This window comes from Agromyces larvae (assembly GCF_022811705.1).
Classification (GTDB): Bacteria; Actinomycetota; Actinomycetes; order Actinomycetales; family Microbacteriaceae; genus Agromyces; species Agromyces larvae.
In genome coordinates this window covers 411128-426704 of the sequence record NZ_CP094528.1, presented here as the reverse complement: position 1 = coordinate 426704, position 15577 = coordinate 411128, and the positions used below count along the sequence as shown (strand labels likewise).

The following is a 15577-nucleotide window of genomic DNA, read 5'->3' as shown; positions in this document are numbered from 1 at the left end:
GGCCGGTCAGGGAAGAATGGTCGGATGCACCACCCAGCGCCGACCGCACGACCGATGCCGAAGCGGCGCGTCCCTCTCTGGGACAACGCGCGCTGGATCGCGATCACCCTCGTGGTCATCGGGCACGGCATCCTGCCCCTCATCGGCGAGGACGACGCGGCCTACAGCGCGTACCTCTTCATCTACTCCTTCCACGTCGCCGTGTTCGTGACGGTGTCGGGGTACTTCGCCAAGTCGGGGCCGCCGACGGCGCGGGCGCTGAAGCAGATCCTCACCGAGATCGTGTTCCCCTACCTCATCTTCGAAACCATCTGGACGGTGATCCGATGGGTGCTCGGCGGCGAGTTCGCGCTCGACTTCACGACCGCCTCGTGGACGCTGTGGTTCCTCATCGCGCTCGCGATCTGGCGCATCGTGCTGCCGTACCTGGTGCTGCTGCGCTGGCCGCTGCCGATCGCGATCCTCATCTCGATCGGCGCCGGCTACACCGAGACGATCGACTCGACCCTCGCGCTCAGCCGCACGTTCGGCATGCTGCCGTTCTTCGTGTTCGGCTGGCAGCTGCGGCAGTGGCGCATCACCGGGCGCTGGCTCGCATTGTCGACCGCGGCGGCCTGGCGCTGGCGCGCCGGGGCGATCGCGCTGTTCGCGGTGCTGCTGGCGGTCATGCCCGCCGCGATCGAGACCTGGCGCGACCTCAAGCTGCGCCGGTTCATGCTCTACGACGAGTCGTACGTCGCGATCGGCTACGAGGAGCCGTGGTCGGGACTGATCCGGCTCGGGCTGCTGCTGCTCGCCATGGTGCTCGCGGTGGCCTTCCTCGTCCTCATGCCGCGCGGCCACCGCTGGTTCACCGCGTTCGGCGGAGCGACCATGTACATCTACCTCCTGCACTCGTTCGTGCTGTACCCGCTGCGCGAGACCGAACTGCTCGCCGGGCAGCAGCCGTGGTGGGTGCTGCCGGCCATGATCGTCTTCTGCATCGGGGTGTCGATCGTGCTGTCGCTGAAGCCCGTGCGGCGCGTGTTCCGCCCGCTCGTGCAGCCGCGCGCACGGTGGCTGTTCCGCCCCGCACCGGCCACCCCGACCGGCACCATCGTGCTCCCCCACGACGACCGGCCGAACTGAGCGACGCGCGTCGCGGCATCCGACCGCCCTCGAACCGTTCCACCCGGTGACCGGCGGTTACGCCCCGTGACCGGCCGCGTTGCCGGGCATCCGACCCCCTCCTACCGTGGTCGGATCACGACGCCGCCGCGCGCCGCACGAAGGAGACCACACCCATGAGCCGCAACCCCGCCGACTGGCAGTTCGAGACCAAGCAGGTGCACTCGGGCGCCGCACCCGACCCGGTCACGAAGGCCCGTGCCACGCCCATCTACCAGACCACCTCGTACGTGTTCGACAACGCCGAGCACGCGCAGAACCTGTTCGCGCTCGCCGAGTTCGGCAACATCTACACCCGCATCCAGAACCCGACCCAGGCGGTCGTCGAAGAGCGCATCGCCGCGCTCGAGGGCGGCACCGGGGCGCTCCTGCTCGCGTCCGGCCAGGCGGCGTCGACGTTCGCGGTGCTGAACATCGCGCAGGCCGGCGACCACATCGTCTCCTCCTCGTCGATCTACGGCGGCACGTACAACCTCTTCAAGTACACGCTCGCCAAGCTCGGCATCGAGACCACGTTCGTCGAGAACCAGGACGACGCCGACGAGTGGCGTCGCGCGATCCGCCCGAACACGAAGCTGTTCTTCGCCGAGACGATCGGCAACCCGAAGATCAACGTGCTCGACATCCGCGGCGTGGCCGACATCGCGCACGAGGCGAACATCCCGCTGATCGTCGACAACACCATCGCCACGCCGTACCTGATCCGCCCGTTCGAGCACGGCGCCGACATCGTGGTGCACTCGGCGACGAAGTTCCTCGGCGGGCACGGCACCACCATCGGCGGCGTGATCGTCGACGGCGGCACGTTCGAGTGGTCGAAGCACGTCGACAAGTTCCCGGGGCTGACCGAACCCGACCCCTCGTACCACGGCGCGAGCTACACGACCGCGGTCGGCGACGGGCTCGCCTACATCATCAAGGCGCGCGTGCAGTTGCTGCGCGACCTCGGCTCGGCGATCTCGCCGAACAGCGCGTGGCTGCTGATCCAGGGCATCGAGACCCTGTCGCTGCGGGTCGAGCGCCACGTCCAGAACGCGCAGGAGATCGCCGAGTGGCTCGACTCGCACGCCGACGTCGCGAGCGTGAACTACTCGGGGCTGCCGTCGAGCCCGTGGTACGCGGCCGCGAACACCTACGCGCCGAAGGGCGTCGGCGCGGTGCTGTCGTTCGAACTGAAGGGCGGGGTCGACGCCGGCCGCGCACTCGTCGACAACCTGCACCTGTTCAGCCACCTCGCGAACATCGGCGACGTGCGTTCGCTGGTCATCCATCCCGCGTCGACCACGCACTCGCAGCTCACGCCCGAGCAGCAGCTGACCACCGGGGTGACCCCGGGCCTCGTGCGCCTCTCGGTGGGCATCGAGAACATCGACGACCTGAAGGCCGACCTCGAGCAGGCGTTCGCGGCCGCGCGGGCCGCGACGGAGGCGGCGCGCGTCTAGCCGGTCGCCGACAGAATCGACGGATGCCACGGGCCCTCGCCCGTGGCATCCGTCATGTCCCCCCGCCCCGCCGCCCCGCCCCGCCCTCCCGATGTACGCAATTCAGGTCGCCACCGGCGTGTCGCCCGCCCGGAACGGCGTGTCGGGCCCGCGACACGCCTCCCGACCTGAATTGCGAACCTGGAGCGGGGGCGGGCGGGACGGGCGGGCGGGACCGGCGGGCGGGCGGGCGGGACGGGCGGGCGTAACAATGGCCTGCGGCGGGGCCGGCTCGGGAAGAATCGGATGCATGGACTGGCAGTCGACCGCCGAGACGGCGCCCGCTCGGGTGATCCCCGATTTCCCGGCGACCCAGCTGCCGGGTCGGGCCCCCGCGACCGGCGCGTGGCGGGTGGGCGACCATCCCGGTGACCGCCGGTTCGTACGCATCGGCGAGGTCGCGCTCGAATCGGGCGGCGTCGTGCCCGACGCCGTGATCGCCTACGAGACCTGGGGCGAGCTCTCCCCCGCGCGCGACAACGCGGTCCTCGTGCTGCACGCGCTCACCGGCGACAGCCACGTGCGCGGGCCGGCGGGTCCGGGCCACGCGAGCGCGGGCTGGTGGGGCGGGGTGGTCGGCCCGGGCCTGGCCGTCGACACCGATCGCTGGTTCGTCGTCGCCCCGAACGTGCTCGGCGGATGCCAGGGCTCGACCGGTCCGGCCTCGCTCGCCGCCGACGGGGTCGAGTGGGGCTCGCGGTTCCCGTTCCTCACGATCCGCGACCAGGTCGCCGCACAGCTCGCCTTCGCCACCGCGATCGGCGTCGACCGGTTCGCCGCGGTCGTCGGCGGGTCGATGGGCGCCATGCACGTGCTCGAGTGGGCGATCATGGCGCCCGACCGGGTCGAGCGCATCGCGGTGCTCGCGGCGCCCGCGGCGGCCACCGCCGACCAGATCGCGCTGAACTCGGTGCAGCTCGAGGCGATCCGCGCCGACGCGGCGTTCGAGGGCGGCGACTACTACGACCTGCCCCACGGCGAGGGGCCCACCCGCGGTCTCGCCCTCGCGCGGCGCATGGCGATGCTGAACTACCGGTCGGCGGCCGAGCTGAACGCCCGGTTCGAGCGCTCCTGGCAGTCGGGCCTCGACCCGCTCGGCGGCGGCGGCCGGTTCGCCGTCGAGAGCTACCTCGACTTCCACGGCAACCGGTTCACCAGGCGCTTCGACGCGAACAGCTACCTCGTGCTCACCGAGGCGATGAACTCGCACGACGTGGGTCGCGGGCGCGGCGGGGTCGCGGCCGCGCTCGGGCGCATCCGTGCGAAGACCCTCGTGCTGGGCATCGACAGCGACCGTTATTTCGGGCTCGACGGGCAGCGCGAGATCGCGGCGCACGTGCCCACCCTCGTGCACGGGTCCGAGCCGGTGCTGCTGTCCAGCGAGTACGGGCACGATGCGTTCCTCATCGAGGACGCGTTCGTCGGCGAGCAGATCGCACGCCTGCTCGCCGCCTGACGCCCCCAGCTCGGGGGGTGCGGAGCCTTCACTCTCGGATCGGCGCGCCGCAACGCGGTACGCTTCCTGCGAGAGGCCGCCCCGGCCGCACCGATCGGGTCGGCCCGGAGGAACATGAAGCGGATCCTGAAGGAACGCGACCGCCTGTTGCGGCGTGTCGCGCGCGTCGCCGGCATCACCGGAGCGGCCGGCGCCCTCGCCGGTCTCGTCGTGCCCGGCACCGCGCCGGTCCCCGCCCAGATCGCCGGCGCCGGGCTGCTCGTCGCGCTCGGCGGCCTGCTCGTGTTCGCGACCCGCCGCGGCGGAGTCGTGCCGCTGCTCGGCGTCGTGGTGGTGGCGCTGATGACCGTGGTCCTGATCGCCCCCGATCGCACGGCCGACCCGATCGCCTCGACGGTCGCGGCGGCGGTCGGCGGCGTCGCGGCCGCGTCGACCGCGATCATGCTCATCGTCCGCCCGCACGGCGGGTGGATCGTCGCGGGTGCCCTCGCGGGGGTGCTCGCGGTCTACGGGGTGCTCGCGCTGGTCGGCCGCCCGACGGGTGCCGCGGTGCTGGCCGTCGCGGTCGGATGGCTCGCCGCCGCCTCGCTCGGGCGTTGGCTGGATCTCGCCATCGAGCGCACCGCGGAACGCATCGAGGAGGTCGGTCGCGCGCATCAGGCCGAGCGGATGGCGAGCGAGCTCGCCGCCCAGCGCCGGCAGGACGCGCGTGTGCTGCACGACACGGTGCTGGCCACCCTGAGCCTGCTCGCCCACTCGGGGGTCGGCGTGGGCACGGCGGCGCTGCGTCAGCAGGCGAGCGACGACGCGCGGCTGCTGCGGATGCTCCGGCTCGGCGCCCCGCTCGACGCGGGCACGTCGGCGGTGTTCTCGCCCGACGCCGAGGTGGGCAGCCTCAGCACGACGTTCGAGTCGGTGCGGCAGCGGTTCTCGCGGATGGGACTCGATGTCAGCTGGCACGGCACCGGCCAGCTGGCCCTGCCCCGCGACACGCTCGATGCGCTCGTCGGCGCCCTCGGCGAGTGCCTCGAGAACGTGCGCCGGCACTCCGGCGTCACCGAGGCCGATGTCACGGTGACCGACGACGACCGCACCGTCCGCGCGATGGTCACCGACTCGGGCGCCGGGTTCGAGCCGGGCTCGGTCGACCGGGCGCGGCTCGGGTTCGCCGAGTCGGTCGTGGGCCGGCTCGACGCGGTCGGCGGGCGGGCCCGCGTGTTCTCATCGCCGGGCACCGGCACCACCGTGATGCTCGAGGTGCCGAAGCCGTGACCGCCGCTTTCGACGAGACCGCCGCCCGCCCCGGACGCGAGCGCGGCTTCCGTCGCCCCGCCCGGTCGGCCGAGGCCGCCGGCAACGTGCACGCCGGCCACGGCGGTCGGCGGCTGGCCACCGGCATCGCGGTCGCCGCAGGGTTCCTCGCCGCGGGGCATCTGGTGCATGCGCTCATCCAGGCGCCCGTCTTCCCGCCCGGCACGGGGTCGTGGCCGGCGTGGATCCTGCTCGCGACGCTCGGCGTGGCGGCCGCGATCGCGGTCGTCGCGAGCGGCTTCGCCGTGCCCACCTGGTTGCTGGCGGGCGCGCTCGTGGGGCTCGCGGCGGTCGTCGCCCTCGACGTGTCGGCGACGGCGGGCCGGCTGCACCTCGGCATCACGCCGACCGCGGCCGTCGCGGCCGCCGCCGCGCTGCTGCCGATCGCGGCCATGCGCCGCACCCGCACGCCGCTCGTCGCCGCCTGCGCGGTCGGTGTCGTGCTCGCCGTCGAGGCGTTGTGGCAGCCGGATGCGGGTCGCGCCCTCGTGCTCGGTCTCGCGATCGCGGCGTCGGCGGTGCTGCCGATGGTGCTCGGCGTGACGGCGATCGAGGGGTTCCGCCGCCTGGTGCGCCGGGAGGTCGACCTGAGCCTCGTGCAGAGCACGGTCACGACGCCCGAGTCGGCGGTCGGCATGCGCGCCTCGGAGGAGCTCGTGAACCTCGACCGCGACGCCGAGGACCTCTTGGAGGACGTCGGGTCGGGTCGGGTCGCGATCCCCCTGCCGCCCGAGGCGTCCGAGCTGGCCGGCGAGCTGGCCGCCCGGCTGCGCGTGCGCCTGATCGAGGGTCGCACCGACACCTGGCTGCGCCATGCCGTGACCGAGTCGGCGTACCTCAGCGGACACGTCACCGTCGACGACCCGACCGGACTGGCCGCCCAGCTCACCGCGACCCAGCGCGAGGGCCTGCTCCTCGTGCTGTGGATGCTCGTGGGCGCCCGGCCGCGCCGTGCCACCGCGCGCGTCGTGGTGCAGATCACCGCCGACGACGGTGACGACGATCCGCGCCCCGAGGGCCTCCGGGTCGTCGTCACGGTGTCCGACGTCCAACCTCGTCATCTCGATCCCGCGATCTGGGAGGCGGTGGGTACGGTTGGTAGCCACCGCACGTTCGCTGCATCCGACGGATTCGGGATCGAGATCGACGGACGAATCGAACCGCACCACCGTGTACCGAACGCGCCCCCCCAGGGCGCCCGACACCGAGGAGCCTAGATGCCCTCCCCTGCTCCCATCCGTCTCGCGATCGTCGACGATCACCGCATGCTGCTCGGCGCACTGAGCGAGTGGCTGCGCACCGCTGCCACCGACATCACGGTCGCCGCGGCGGTGCCGTCGTGGTCCGAGTTGCTGGCCAGTCCCGAGTTCCCGGTCGACGTGGTGCTGCTCGACCTCGACCTCAAGGACAACATCCCGGTGCAGATCAAGCTGCCCACGCTGAAGGCGGCGGGGGCGCAGACGCTGCTCATCAGCACCTACTCCGAGCCCGAGCAGGTGCGCGGCGCCCTCGCGGCGGGAGCGCTCGGGTATCTGCCGAAGTCCGAGCCGGTCGAGACCATCGTCGAGGCGATCCGGGCCGCGCACTCGGGCGACCTGTTCCTCACCCCCGAGGTCGAGGCGACGCTGGCCGACGGCGCGCAGTCGCCGAAGCTGTCGGCGCAGGAGCGCCGGGTGATGGCCCTGTACGGCGCCGGGCAGCCGGTGAAGGCGGTCGCGTTCCAGCTCGGCATCTCGGAGGAGACGGCGAAGAGCTACCTGAAGCGCATCCGCGAGAAGTACCGGGTCGCCGGCTACGACGTGGGCACGAAGGTGGCGCTGCGCAAGCGCGCGATCGCCGACGGCATCCTGCTGCAGACCGACTGACGCGCGCGGCTCGCGTCTCGCGCGCCACGAGGGCGGTCATGGCCGGATGCCTCGCGGCGACGCATCCGTTCCCGCTCTGCCGCTCAGCCCTCGACGACGGCGATGGCGGCGGTCACGCCGGGCACGTCCACCCCGCGGCGGCGTCGTGCACGGTCGAGTGCGAAGCTCGCGAGCGCGAGCACGATGCCCGCGCCGGTGAGCGCGAGGCCGATCCAGACGGGGGCGACGTAGCCGAAGCCGGCCGCGATCGCCGCACCGCCGAGCGCGGCGCCGAGGCTGTTGCCGATGTTCAGCGCCGAGTGGTTGAGCGCGGCGGCGATCGACTGGCTGTCGCGGGCGACGTCCATCAGCCGGGTCTGGATGGTCGGCGAGAGCGCAGCCGACGACGCCCCGACGAGGAACACCCCGGCGCCGAGGCCGACGACGGTGGTCGCGGCGAACCCGAGCAGCACGAGCGCGGCGGCGAGCACCGCGAAGAACAGGTACATCGAGCGGCGCACGCTCCAGTCGGCGAGCCGGCCGCCGATGAGGTTGCCGACCGTCATGCCGAGGCCGATGACGACGAGCACGACGGGCACCGCCGCGGCGTCCAGCCCGGTGACCTCGGTCGCGAGCGGCGCCACGTAGGTGTAGACGGCGAACAGGCCGCCGAACCCGATCGCACCGATCGCGAGCGCGAACCAGACCTGGAGCCGGCTGAACGCGCGCAGTTCGCGCGCGATCGTCGCGTCGGGGTCGCCGGGCTGCCAGGGCACGGCGACGAGCACGGCGAGGAAGGTCGCGGCGAAGATGCCGGCGACCGCGAGGTAGGCGATGCGCCAGTCGGTGACTTGGCCGAGCCAGGTGATCGCGGGCACGCCGACGACGTTCGCGATCGTGAGGCCCGAGAGCACGAGCGCGACGCCCTGGCCGCGTTTGCCCGGCCCCATGAGGCTCGCGGCGACGAGCGAGGCGATGCCGAAGTACGCGCCGTGCGGCAGGGCCGCGACGAACCGGGCGACGAGCACGAGCCCGAAGGTGGGCAGCAGCGCGGACGCCACGGTGCCGAGCGTGAACGCGGTCAGCAGTGCCAGCAGCAGCCGGCGGCGCGGCCAGCGGGCGGCGGCCGCGGCGATGGTGGGCGCGCCGACGACCACGCCGAGCGCGTATGCCGAGATCAGCCAGCCGGCCTGTGCGTTCGCGTGCTCGGGCGACGACGCGTGGACGCCGGGCAGCAGGTCGGCGGCGATGTCGGGCAGCAGCCCCATGGCGACGAACTCGGTCGAGCCGATGCCGAAGCCGCCGAGGGCGAGCGCGAGGAGCGCGAAGCGGATGCGGGCCGGCGACAGCGTCGCCTGCCCGTCGTCGGAATGGGTCACCCGATCGATTCTGTCAGAGAAATCGAATCGATTCGAGCCCCGTCGCGCGAACGAGGGTCAGTCGCCCGCGTCGATCGCCCGTTCGAGCCGTTCCACCTTGGCGTCGAGCTCGCCCGAGTACCCCGGGCGGATGTCGGCCTTCAGCACGAGCGACACCCGCGAGCCGTACTCGCCCACCGCCTCGGTCGCGCGACGCACCACGTCGAAGACCTCGTCCCACTCGCCCTCGATCTCGGTGAACATCGACGTCGTGCGGTTGGGCAGCCCCGACTCGCGCACGATCTTCACGGCCGCCGCGACGGCGTCGTGCACCGAGCCATCCGCTCGACCGGTGCCGCTCGGGGCGACCGAGAACGCAACCAGCATCATTCCTCCCCTGCCGAACGGCCGGCGCCGACCGGGCGATCGGCGCGCCGTCCCGGCGCGGATCCAGCCTGCCACACCGCGCGCACCGCCCAGGCGAGCAGCAGCATCAGCAGCGCCACCTTCAGCGTGAGCACGAGCACGAGGGCGGGGTCGGCGATCAGCAGCCAGCCGTAGAGGTACGGGTAGACGAGGTGGGTCGACAGCGCCACGCCCAGGCCCGCGAGGGCCGGAACCAGCGCGCGCCGGCGATCGAGCACCGTCTGCAGCACGACGGGTGCGATCAGCCAGGTCGCGAACTGCGGCGAACCGACCTTGTTCGCCAGCACCAGCACCGTCACGAACGCGAGCGAGAGCGGGGCGAGGAGGCGCCCGGCGCTCGCACCGCGCCGCACCGCCCGCACGCCCACGACGACGACGGCGGCCACGGCGACGACGAGCGCGGGCGTCGACCACCACGCCACGTCGGCGGTGCCCGGTCCGAGCAGCTGATAGGTCAGGATGTCGCGGTCGTAGTACACCCGGTGCGTCGCGTCGCCGGCGGCGATCATCCAGAGGAACGGCACCGCGCCGGGCGACTCGACCTGCAGCCCCCGCCCGGTCTGCTCGCCGATGAAGCCGAGCGCGTTCAGCCCCGAACCGGCCAGCAGCGACACGCCGAGCACGCCCGCGCTGAGGGCGACGGCGATGACCGCCACCTCCGCGCGACGCCGCACCGCCACCATGAGCGCGCCGATCAGGGCGGCGGGCCACACTTTGATCCACGCGCCCACGGTGAGCAGGGTCGCGGCGACGCGGGGGCGGCCGAGCGCGACGAGCAGCCCGACGACCGCGAACGGCACGGTGACCGCGTCGATGCGGCCGAGCGCGACCGGGCCGAGCAGCACCGCGAAGCCCATCCACCACCACGCCGCGGCCCGTCGACCCCGCGTGAGCACGCCGCGGCCGAGCAGGATCGCGAACGCGATCGCGTCGAGGCCGGTGACGATCGCCAGCCACGCCTGGTCGTACCATTCGTGGCCGAGCGCGAGCGCTGCCGCCATCGGCGCGAACGCCAGGATCGGGTACACCCACGGCACGTCGATGCCCATCCGCACCGCGCCGAAGTCGGCTTCCTGCGCCCACGCCCGGTAGGTCGCGAGGTCGCCGAGCGGCCAGCCGAAGCCCCAGAGCCCGAGCAGCGCCACGAGGAGGTGGGCGACGGCGAAGGCGATCCAGAGCGCCGCCCGCCCGCCCAGCGCCCGGCGCGCGGCTCCCACCGTCATGCGAGCGAGCCTATCCGAGGCTCGAGCCGCGCCCCTCGAACGTCATGCTCCGACACGTCCGCGACCGCGCGGGTCGTGTCGAGGCATCCTTGAATGACCCCGACCCCATCCGTTCCGGAGGCCACCATGTCACGTCGACCGCTCCTCGTCCTCGCCGTCGCCGCTGCGGCGGCGCTCGCCCTGACCGGCTGCACCGCGGGCGGCGACTCCGCCGACACCGGGTCCGGGGGCGACTTCGTCACCGAGGGCAAGTTCACCGTCGGCACCGGCGAGCCGGCGTACTTCCCGTGGGTCATCGACGACACCCCCGAATCGGGCGAGGGCTTCGAGTCGGCGGTCGCGTTCGCGGTCGCCGAGCAGCTCGGCTTCGCGAAGGAGGACGTCGTCTGGGTGCGCACCACCTTCGACCAGGCGATCGCCCCAGGGCCGAAGGACTTCGACATCAACCTGCAGCAGTTCTCGATCACGCCCGAGCGGGCCGAGGCGGTCGACTTCTCGTCGCCGTACTACGAGACCACGCAGGTCGTCATCACCGTCGAGGGCTCACCGGCGGCGGGCGCGACGTCGATCGCCGACCTGAAGCCGCTGCTCATCGGCGCCCAGACGGGCACCACCAGCTTCGACGCGATCGAGCAGGCGATCGCGCCCGACCAGGGTGCGCAGGTGTTCAACACGAACGACGACGCGAAGCTGGCGCTGCAGTCGGGCACGGTCGACGCGATCGTGGTCGACCTGCCGACCGCGTTCTACCTGACCGGCGCCGAGCTCGACGGCGGCCTCATCATCGGCCAGCTGCCCACGGCGGGGGCCGGCGACGAGTTCGGCCTGGTGCTCGCCAAGGGCTCGCCGTTGACCGAGCGGGTGACCGCCGCGGTCGACGCGCTCCGCGAGGACGGCACCCTGGACGCGCTGGCCGAGCAGTGGCTGGGCAGCGACGACACCGCGCCGGTGCCGCGGTGAGCTGCGGCGGTCGCGGCGGCGTGGCATCGGATGCTCCGCCGCGCGCGTGCGCGAGCATGGGCGCGTGACCGCCGCCACGACCGACCCGCCGCACGGCTCCTCAGCCGGCCCGAGCGAGGTCGAGTTCGCGCGGCGCGCGTACCGGCGTCGGCAGACCGGCCGGTCGGTGCTGATCAGCGCGGCGAGCACGCTCGTGTTCGCCGTGGTCGTGATCGGGGCGGTGCTGCTCTCACCCGGTTGGAGCCGGGTGCAGCAGACCTTCTTCGACTGGGATGTCGCGGTCGCCTCGTTCCCGCGCATCATCGCGGGGCTCTGGCTGAACCTCCAGGTGCTCGTGTTCGCCGCGGTCGGCGTCGCGCTCGTCGGCCTGCTGCTCGCGACGCTGCGCACGCTGCGCGGGCCGGTGTTCTTCCCGCTGCGCGCGCTCGCGACCGGCTACACCGATCTGTTCCGCGGCGTGCCGCTGATCATCATGCTGTACCTCATCGGCTTCGGCGTGCCGGCCCTCGAGTTCTTCCCGCGCGTGCCCGTCGCCGTGTGGGGCACGGTCGCGATCGTCATCGTGTACTCGGCGTACGTGTCCGAGGTGCTGCGGGCCGGCTTCGAGGCGGTGCATCCGTCGCAGCGGCTCGCCGCGCGCGCCCTCGGCCTGACGCACGGGCAGACGATGCGCCGGGTGGTCGTGCCGCAGGCGCTGCGCAAGGTGACCCCGGCGCTCATGAACGACTTCGTCGCCATGCAGAAGGACGTCGGGCTCATCTCGGTGCTCGGCGCGGTCGACGCGGTGCGGGGTGCGCAGATCGAGGTCGCGCACTTCTTCAACTACACGCCGTACGTCGTCGCCGGCCTGCTGTTCGTGCTGCTGGCGTGGCCGACGATCCGGCTGACCGACTGGCTGAGCGCGCGCATGCGCGATCGCGAGCAGGTCGGGAGCCTGGTATGACCGAGTCGGTGCTCCACCTCACCGGCATCCGCAAGTCGTTCGGCGACTCCGAGGTGCTGCGCGGCATCGACCTCGAGGTCGCCGCCCACGAGGTCGTCGCCCTCATCGGCGCCTCGGGGTCGGGCAAGTCGACGCTGCTGCGCACCGTGAATCTGCTCGAGCGCATCGACGACGGGGTGATCCGGCTGCGCGGCGAGGACATCAGCGATCCGCGGGTGAATGCCGACCGGGTGCGCGCGCGCATCGGCGCGGTGTTCCAGCACTACAACCTGTTCCCGCACCTGTCGGTGATCGACAACGTGACGCTCGCGGCTCGGTTGGTGCACCGGATGCCTCGCGCCGACGCCGAGCGGCGGGGCCGCGAGCTGCTCGCCTCGATCGGGCTGGCGGAATTCGCCGGCGCGTACCCCGACCGGCTCTCGGGCGGGCAGCAGCAGCGGGTCGCGATCGTGCGCGCGATCATGACGGAGCCCGAGCTGCTGCTGCTCGACGAGGTGACGAGCGCACTCGACCCCGAGCTGGTCGGCGAGGTGCTCGCGCTCGTGCGGTCGCTGGCCGACGGCGGCACCACGATTCTGATGGCCACGCACGAGATGGCGTTCGCACGAGACGTGGCCGACCGGGTCGTGTTCCTCGACGGCGGGCGGATCGCCGAGCATGGGCCGGCGCACGAGGTGTTCACCGCACCGCGCGAGCCGCGTACGCGCGAGTTCCTGGCGCGGATGCTGCACGGCTGAGGTCAGTGCCGGCGCGCCAGCCCGCCGACGACGGCCGGCACGGCGCCCGCGACGTCCATCGCGGTCACCGGCCCCCCGTCGACGGCCTCGCTCGCCCGGCGTCCGGCTTCGGCGTGCACCCACGCGGCGCTCGCGGCGATCTTCGCGAGCGCGGACCGGTCGTGCGCGAACCGCGCGTGGTTGGTGGCGACGAGCGCGCCCAGGATGCCGCCGAGCACGTCGCCCGTACCGGCGGTCGCGAGCCGGTGGGTCGCGGCGGTCACGGTGAACCGGCTGCCCTCGGGGTCGCAGATGCGGGTGACCGCGCCTTTCAGCAGCACGGCGGTGCCGAGTTCACGAGCCGCACGCACGGCCCACCCGGCGGGGTCGGCGCGCACCTCCTCGACCGAGGAGCGCAGGTCGCGCGAGGCGAGCAGGTTCGCGAGCTCGCGGGCGTGCGGGGTGACGATCGTCGGCCCGGTGTGGCTGCCGACCAGGTCGAGGGCGCCGGCGTCGAGCACGATCGGCACGCCCGAGGCGAGCGCGTGCTGCAGTTCGCCGGCGAGCACGAACGAGCGGCGCGTGGCATCCATGCCGCTGCCCAGCAGCCAGGCCTGCACCCGCCCCGCGACGCGCACGGTCTCGGGCCGGCGGAGCAGCACCGCGGCGGCGACCCGGCGCGGGCCGATGTACCGCACCATGCCGACGCCGGCGCGCGACGCGGCCTCGACGCCGAGCACCGCGGCGCCCGGGTAGTCGAGCGACCCCGTGATCACGCCGAGCACGCCTCGCGCGTACTTGTCGTCGTCGGGCCCGGGCTCGACGATCCACTCGGCCGCGTCCGCGGCCGTCCACTCCCGCCAGCCGTTCGGCTCCATGCTCCAACGATAGGTTGGAAGGCATGCCCTGGCCACACCTCGCCCCCATCTCGCTCGCCCCGCGCGTCGTCGTGTTCGACTACGGCGAGGTGATCTCGCGCGAACCGTCCACGGCTGATCGCGCCGTGCTGCTCGAGCGCGCCGGCGCCGAGTCCGAGCCGTTCTGGGCGGCGTACTGGGCGCACCGCGAGGGGCTCGATCAGGGCACGCAGTCGATCGCCGAGTACTGGGCGGCGGTGGGCCGCGACCTCGGGCGCGACTACTCGCCGATCGACGTGCACGAGCTGTGGGCGATCGACCACCGCAGCTGGTTGAGCGTCGACCCGGCGACGCTCGCGGTGCTGCACGCGCTGCGCGCGGGCGGCACGCGCCTCGGTCTGCTCTCGAACGCGGGCGCCGACTTCGCGGGCTGGCTGCGGTTCGGCTCGTTCGCGCCGCTGTTCGAGCGGGTCTTCATCAGCGGCGAGCTCGGGCTCGTCAAGCCCGGCCGCGAGATCTACGAGCACGTGATCGCCGACCTCGGCATCGAGGCATCCGATCTGGTCTTCATCGACAACAAGGCCGAGAACGTGGAGGGGGCGAAGGCGATCGGCGGCGACGGCCACGTCTTCACCGACGCGGCCGCCCTCGAGGCCTGGCTGCGCGGAGTCGCCTCGTGAGCACGCTCGCCCAGGCGACGACGACGGATGCCGCGGCGCGCGCCGAGGCGTCCTCGCCCGCGCTGTTCCGCCCGATCACGATCCGCGATCTCGAGATCCGCAACCGGATCTGGGTGCCGCCGCTCTGCCAGTACTCGGTGACCGCGCGCGACGGCGTGCCGACCGACTGGCAACTCGTGCACCTCGGGTCGTTCGCCGCGGGCGGCGCGGGCCTCGTGATCGCCGAGGCGACGGCGGTCAACCCGGTCGGGCGCATCTCCGACTACGACACCGGCATCTGGAACGACGAGCAGGTCGCCGCCTGGCGACGCATCACCCGGTTCATCCGGTCGCAGGGCGCCGCATCGGGCATCCAGCTCGCGCACGCGGGCCGCAAGGCGTCGGTCTGGCCCGAGCCGCTGCGCCGGCCGGGGTCGCAGCCGCTCGATGCGGGCGGCTGGCCGACGGTGTCCGCGTCGCCGATCGCGTTCGAGGGGTACCGCGCGCCCGTCGCGCTCGACGAGGCGGGCATCCGCGCGACGATCGACGACTTCCGGCAGGCGGCGCGGCGCGCCGTCGCCGCGGAGTTCGACCTGGTCGAGGTGCATGCCGCGCACGGCTACCTGCTGCACCAGTTCCTCTCACCGCTGTCGAACCGTCGCGACGACGCGTGGGGCGGCGACCTCGCCGGGCGGGCGCGGCTGCTGCTCGAGATCGTGCGCGCGGTGCGCGCCGAGATCGGCGAGCGGATGCCCCTGTTCGTGCGGTTCTCGGCGACCGACTGGGTCGACGGCGGGTGGGACGAAGCGCAGACCGCGACCGTCGCCCGCTGGGCGCAGGAGGCGGGCGCCGATTTCTTCGACATCTCGACCGGCGGACTCGTCGCCGACGCGCACATCCCGACCGGCCCCGGCTATCAGGTGCCGCATGCCGAGCGGGTGCGCGACGCGGGCGGGGTCGCCGTCTCGGCGGTGGGTCGCATCACGTCGCCGGCGCACGCCGAGGAACTGGTCGCGTCGGGCCGGGTCGACGCCGTGATGTTCGGCAAGGCGATGATGCGCGACCCGCACTTCGCGATGCGCGCCGCGCACGAACTCGGCGCCGACACCTCGATGTGGCCGGTGCCGTACCTGCGTGCCCGGCCCGCCGTCAACGACGGCGAGTGGTGATCGGCGG

At 73.1% G+C, this 15577-nt stretch carries 15 protein-coding genes; 11 read left to right on the top strand and 4 right to left on the bottom strand.

From position 1 onward, the window contains the following. The first annotated feature begins 24 nt into the window (after positions 1-24). The 6 genes from MTO99_RS01880 to MTO99_RS01855 all read left to right on the top strand — a co-directional run bounded on the left by MTO99_RS01880 (position 25) and on the right by MTO99_RS01855 (position 7280). Positions 25-1128, top strand: a complete 1104-nt coding sequence (locus MTO99_RS01880) for an acyltransferase family protein (protein ID WP_243556479.1) — start codon at positions 25-27, stop codon at positions 1126-1128. Positions 1129-1283: 155 nt separating this feature from the next. Further along, the gene (locus MTO99_RS01875; protein ID WP_243556478.1) at positions 1284-2609 is read left to right on the top strand and encodes a bifunctional o-acetylhomoserine/o-acetylserine sulfhydrylase; all 1326 of its coding nucleotides are present in this window, start codon (positions 1284-1286) and stop codon (positions 2607-2609) included. Between the two features lie 289 nt (positions 2610-2898). Next, entirely contained in the window at positions 2899-4104 is a 1206-nt protein-coding gene (metX, locus tag MTO99_RS01870; RefSeq protein WP_243556477.1) for a homoserine O-acetyltransferase MetX, read from the top strand. Positions 4105-4218: 114 nt separating this feature from the next. Further along, complete coding sequence (locus tag MTO99_RS01865; protein ID WP_243556476.1) at positions 4219-5376, top strand: sensor histidine kinase; 1158 nt, start codon at positions 4219-4221, stop codon at positions 5374-5376. Further along, positions 5373-6632, top strand: a complete 1260-nt coding sequence (locus tag MTO99_RS01860) for a hypothetical protein (protein ID WP_243556475.1) — start codon at positions 5373-5375, stop codon at positions 6630-6632. Before MTO99_RS01865 ends, MTO99_RS01860 begins: the two co-directional genes overlap by 4 nt. Beyond that, positions 6633-7280 (top strand): response regulator transcription factor, encoded by a 648-nt coding sequence (locus MTO99_RS01855; RefSeq protein WP_243556474.1) that lies wholly within the window; start codon positions 6633-6635, stop codon positions 7278-7280. It begins immediately after the preceding gene. Positions 7281-7363: 83 nt separating this feature from the next. Here MTO99_RS01855 and MTO99_RS01850 read toward each other — a convergent pair whose 3' ends face one another. The 3 genes from MTO99_RS01850 to MTO99_RS01840 are packed head-to-tail and all read right to left on the bottom strand — an operon-like array spanning position 7364 to position 10266. Beyond that, positions 7364-8638, bottom strand: a complete 1275-nt coding sequence (locus MTO99_RS01850; protein ID WP_243556473.1) for an MFS transporter — start codon at positions 8636-8638, stop codon at positions 7364-7366. Between the two features lie 57 nt (positions 8639-8695). Next, on the bottom strand, positions 8696-9004 hold the full coding sequence (locus tag MTO99_RS01845; protein WP_243556471.1) for a thiamine-binding protein: 309 nt from the start codon (positions 9002-9004) through the stop codon (positions 8696-8698). Further along, positions 9004-10266, bottom strand: coding sequence for a hypothetical protein (locus MTO99_RS01840; RefSeq protein WP_243556469.1), 1263 nt, complete (start codon positions 10264-10266; stop codon positions 9004-9006). The genes MTO99_RS01845 and MTO99_RS01840 overlap by 1 nt, the downstream gene beginning before the upstream one ends. A gap of 126 nt (positions 10267-10392) precedes the next feature. Between MTO99_RS01840 and MTO99_RS01835 the strand changes: the two genes are divergently transcribed. From MTO99_RS01835 to MTO99_RS01825, 3 genes are all read left to right on the top strand, one after another. Next, entirely contained in the window at positions 10393-11226 is an 834-nt protein-coding gene (locus tag MTO99_RS01835; RefSeq protein WP_243556467.1) for an ABC transporter substrate-binding protein, read from the top strand. A 64-nt stretch (positions 11227-11290) separates the two neighbouring features. Then, the gene (locus MTO99_RS01830) at positions 11291-12169 is read left to right on the top strand and encodes an amino acid ABC transporter permease (RefSeq protein ID WP_243556465.1); all 879 of its coding nucleotides are present in this window, start codon (positions 11291-11293) and stop codon (positions 12167-12169) included. Then, positions 12166-12906, top strand: a complete 741-nt coding sequence (locus tag MTO99_RS01825) for an amino acid ABC transporter ATP-binding protein (RefSeq protein ID WP_243556463.1) — start codon at positions 12166-12168, stop codon at positions 12904-12906. The genes MTO99_RS01830 and MTO99_RS01825 overlap by 4 nt, the downstream gene beginning before the upstream one ends. A gap of 2 nt (positions 12907-12908) precedes the next feature. Here MTO99_RS01825 and MTO99_RS01820 read toward each other — a convergent pair whose 3' ends face one another. Next, a complete protein-coding gene (locus MTO99_RS01820; protein WP_243556461.1) occupies positions 12909-13763 on the bottom strand; it encodes an ADP-dependent NAD(P)H-hydrate dehydratase in 855 nt (284 codons plus the stop codon). Positions 13764-13786: 23 nt separating this feature from the next. Between MTO99_RS01820 and MTO99_RS01815 the strand changes: the two genes are divergently transcribed. Both MTO99_RS01815 and MTO99_RS01810 read left to right on the top strand, forming a co-directional pair. Next, a complete protein-coding gene (locus MTO99_RS01815; RefSeq protein WP_243556460.1) occupies positions 13787-14422 on the top strand; it encodes an HAD family hydrolase in 636 nt (211 codons plus the stop codon). A gap of 62 nt (positions 14423-14484) precedes the next feature. After that, positions 14485-15570 (top strand): NADH:flavin oxidoreductase/NADH oxidase, encoded by a 1086-nt coding sequence (locus tag MTO99_RS01810; RefSeq protein WP_243558887.1) that lies wholly within the window; start codon positions 14485-14487, stop codon positions 15568-15570. Positions 15571-15577: the final 7 nt, after the last annotated feature.

Bases quoted from the DNA above. Each gene is read 5' to 3' on its own strand.
- MTO99_RS01880 (WP_243556479.1), top strand. From the start codon at position 25: ATGCACCACCCAGCGCCGACCGCACGACCGATGCCGAAGCGGCGCGTC.
- MTO99_RS01875 (WP_243556478.1), top strand. From the start codon at position 1,284: ATGAGCCGCAACCCCGCCGACTGGCAGTTCGAGACCAAGCAGGTGCAC.
- metX (WP_243556477.1), top strand. From the start codon at position 2,899: ATGGACTGGCAGTCGACCGCCGAGACGGCGCCCGCTCGGGTGATCCCC.
- MTO99_RS01865 (WP_243556476.1), top strand. From the start codon at position 4,219: ATGAAGCGGATCCTGAAGGAACGCGACCGCCTGTTGCGGCGTGTCGCG.
- MTO99_RS01855 (WP_243556474.1), top strand. From the start codon at position 6,633: ATGCCCTCCCCTGCTCCCATCCGTCTCGCGATCGTCGACGATCACCGC.
- MTO99_RS01845 (WP_243556471.1), bottom strand. From the start codon at position 9,004: ATGCTGGTTGCGTTCTCGGTCGCCCCGAGCGGCACCGGTCGAGCGGAT.
- MTO99_RS01840 (WP_243556469.1), bottom strand. From the start codon at position 10,266: ATGACGGTGGGAGCCGCGCGCCGGGCGCTGGGCGGGCGGGCGGCGCTC.
- MTO99_RS01835 (WP_243556467.1), top strand. From the start codon at position 10,393: ATGTCACGTCGACCGCTCCTCGTCCTCGCCGTCGCCGCTGCGGCGGCG.
- MTO99_RS01825 (WP_243556463.1), top strand. From the start codon at position 12,166: ATGACCGAGTCGGTGCTCCACCTCACCGGCATCCGCAAGTCGTTCGGC.
- MTO99_RS01820 (WP_243556461.1), bottom strand. From the start codon at position 13,763: ATGGAGCCGAACGGCTGGCGGGAGTGGACGGCCGCGGACGCGGCCGAG.
- MTO99_RS01815 (WP_243556460.1), top strand. From the start codon at position 13,787: ATGCCCTGGCCACACCTCGCCCCCATCTCGCTCGCCCCGCGCGTCGTC.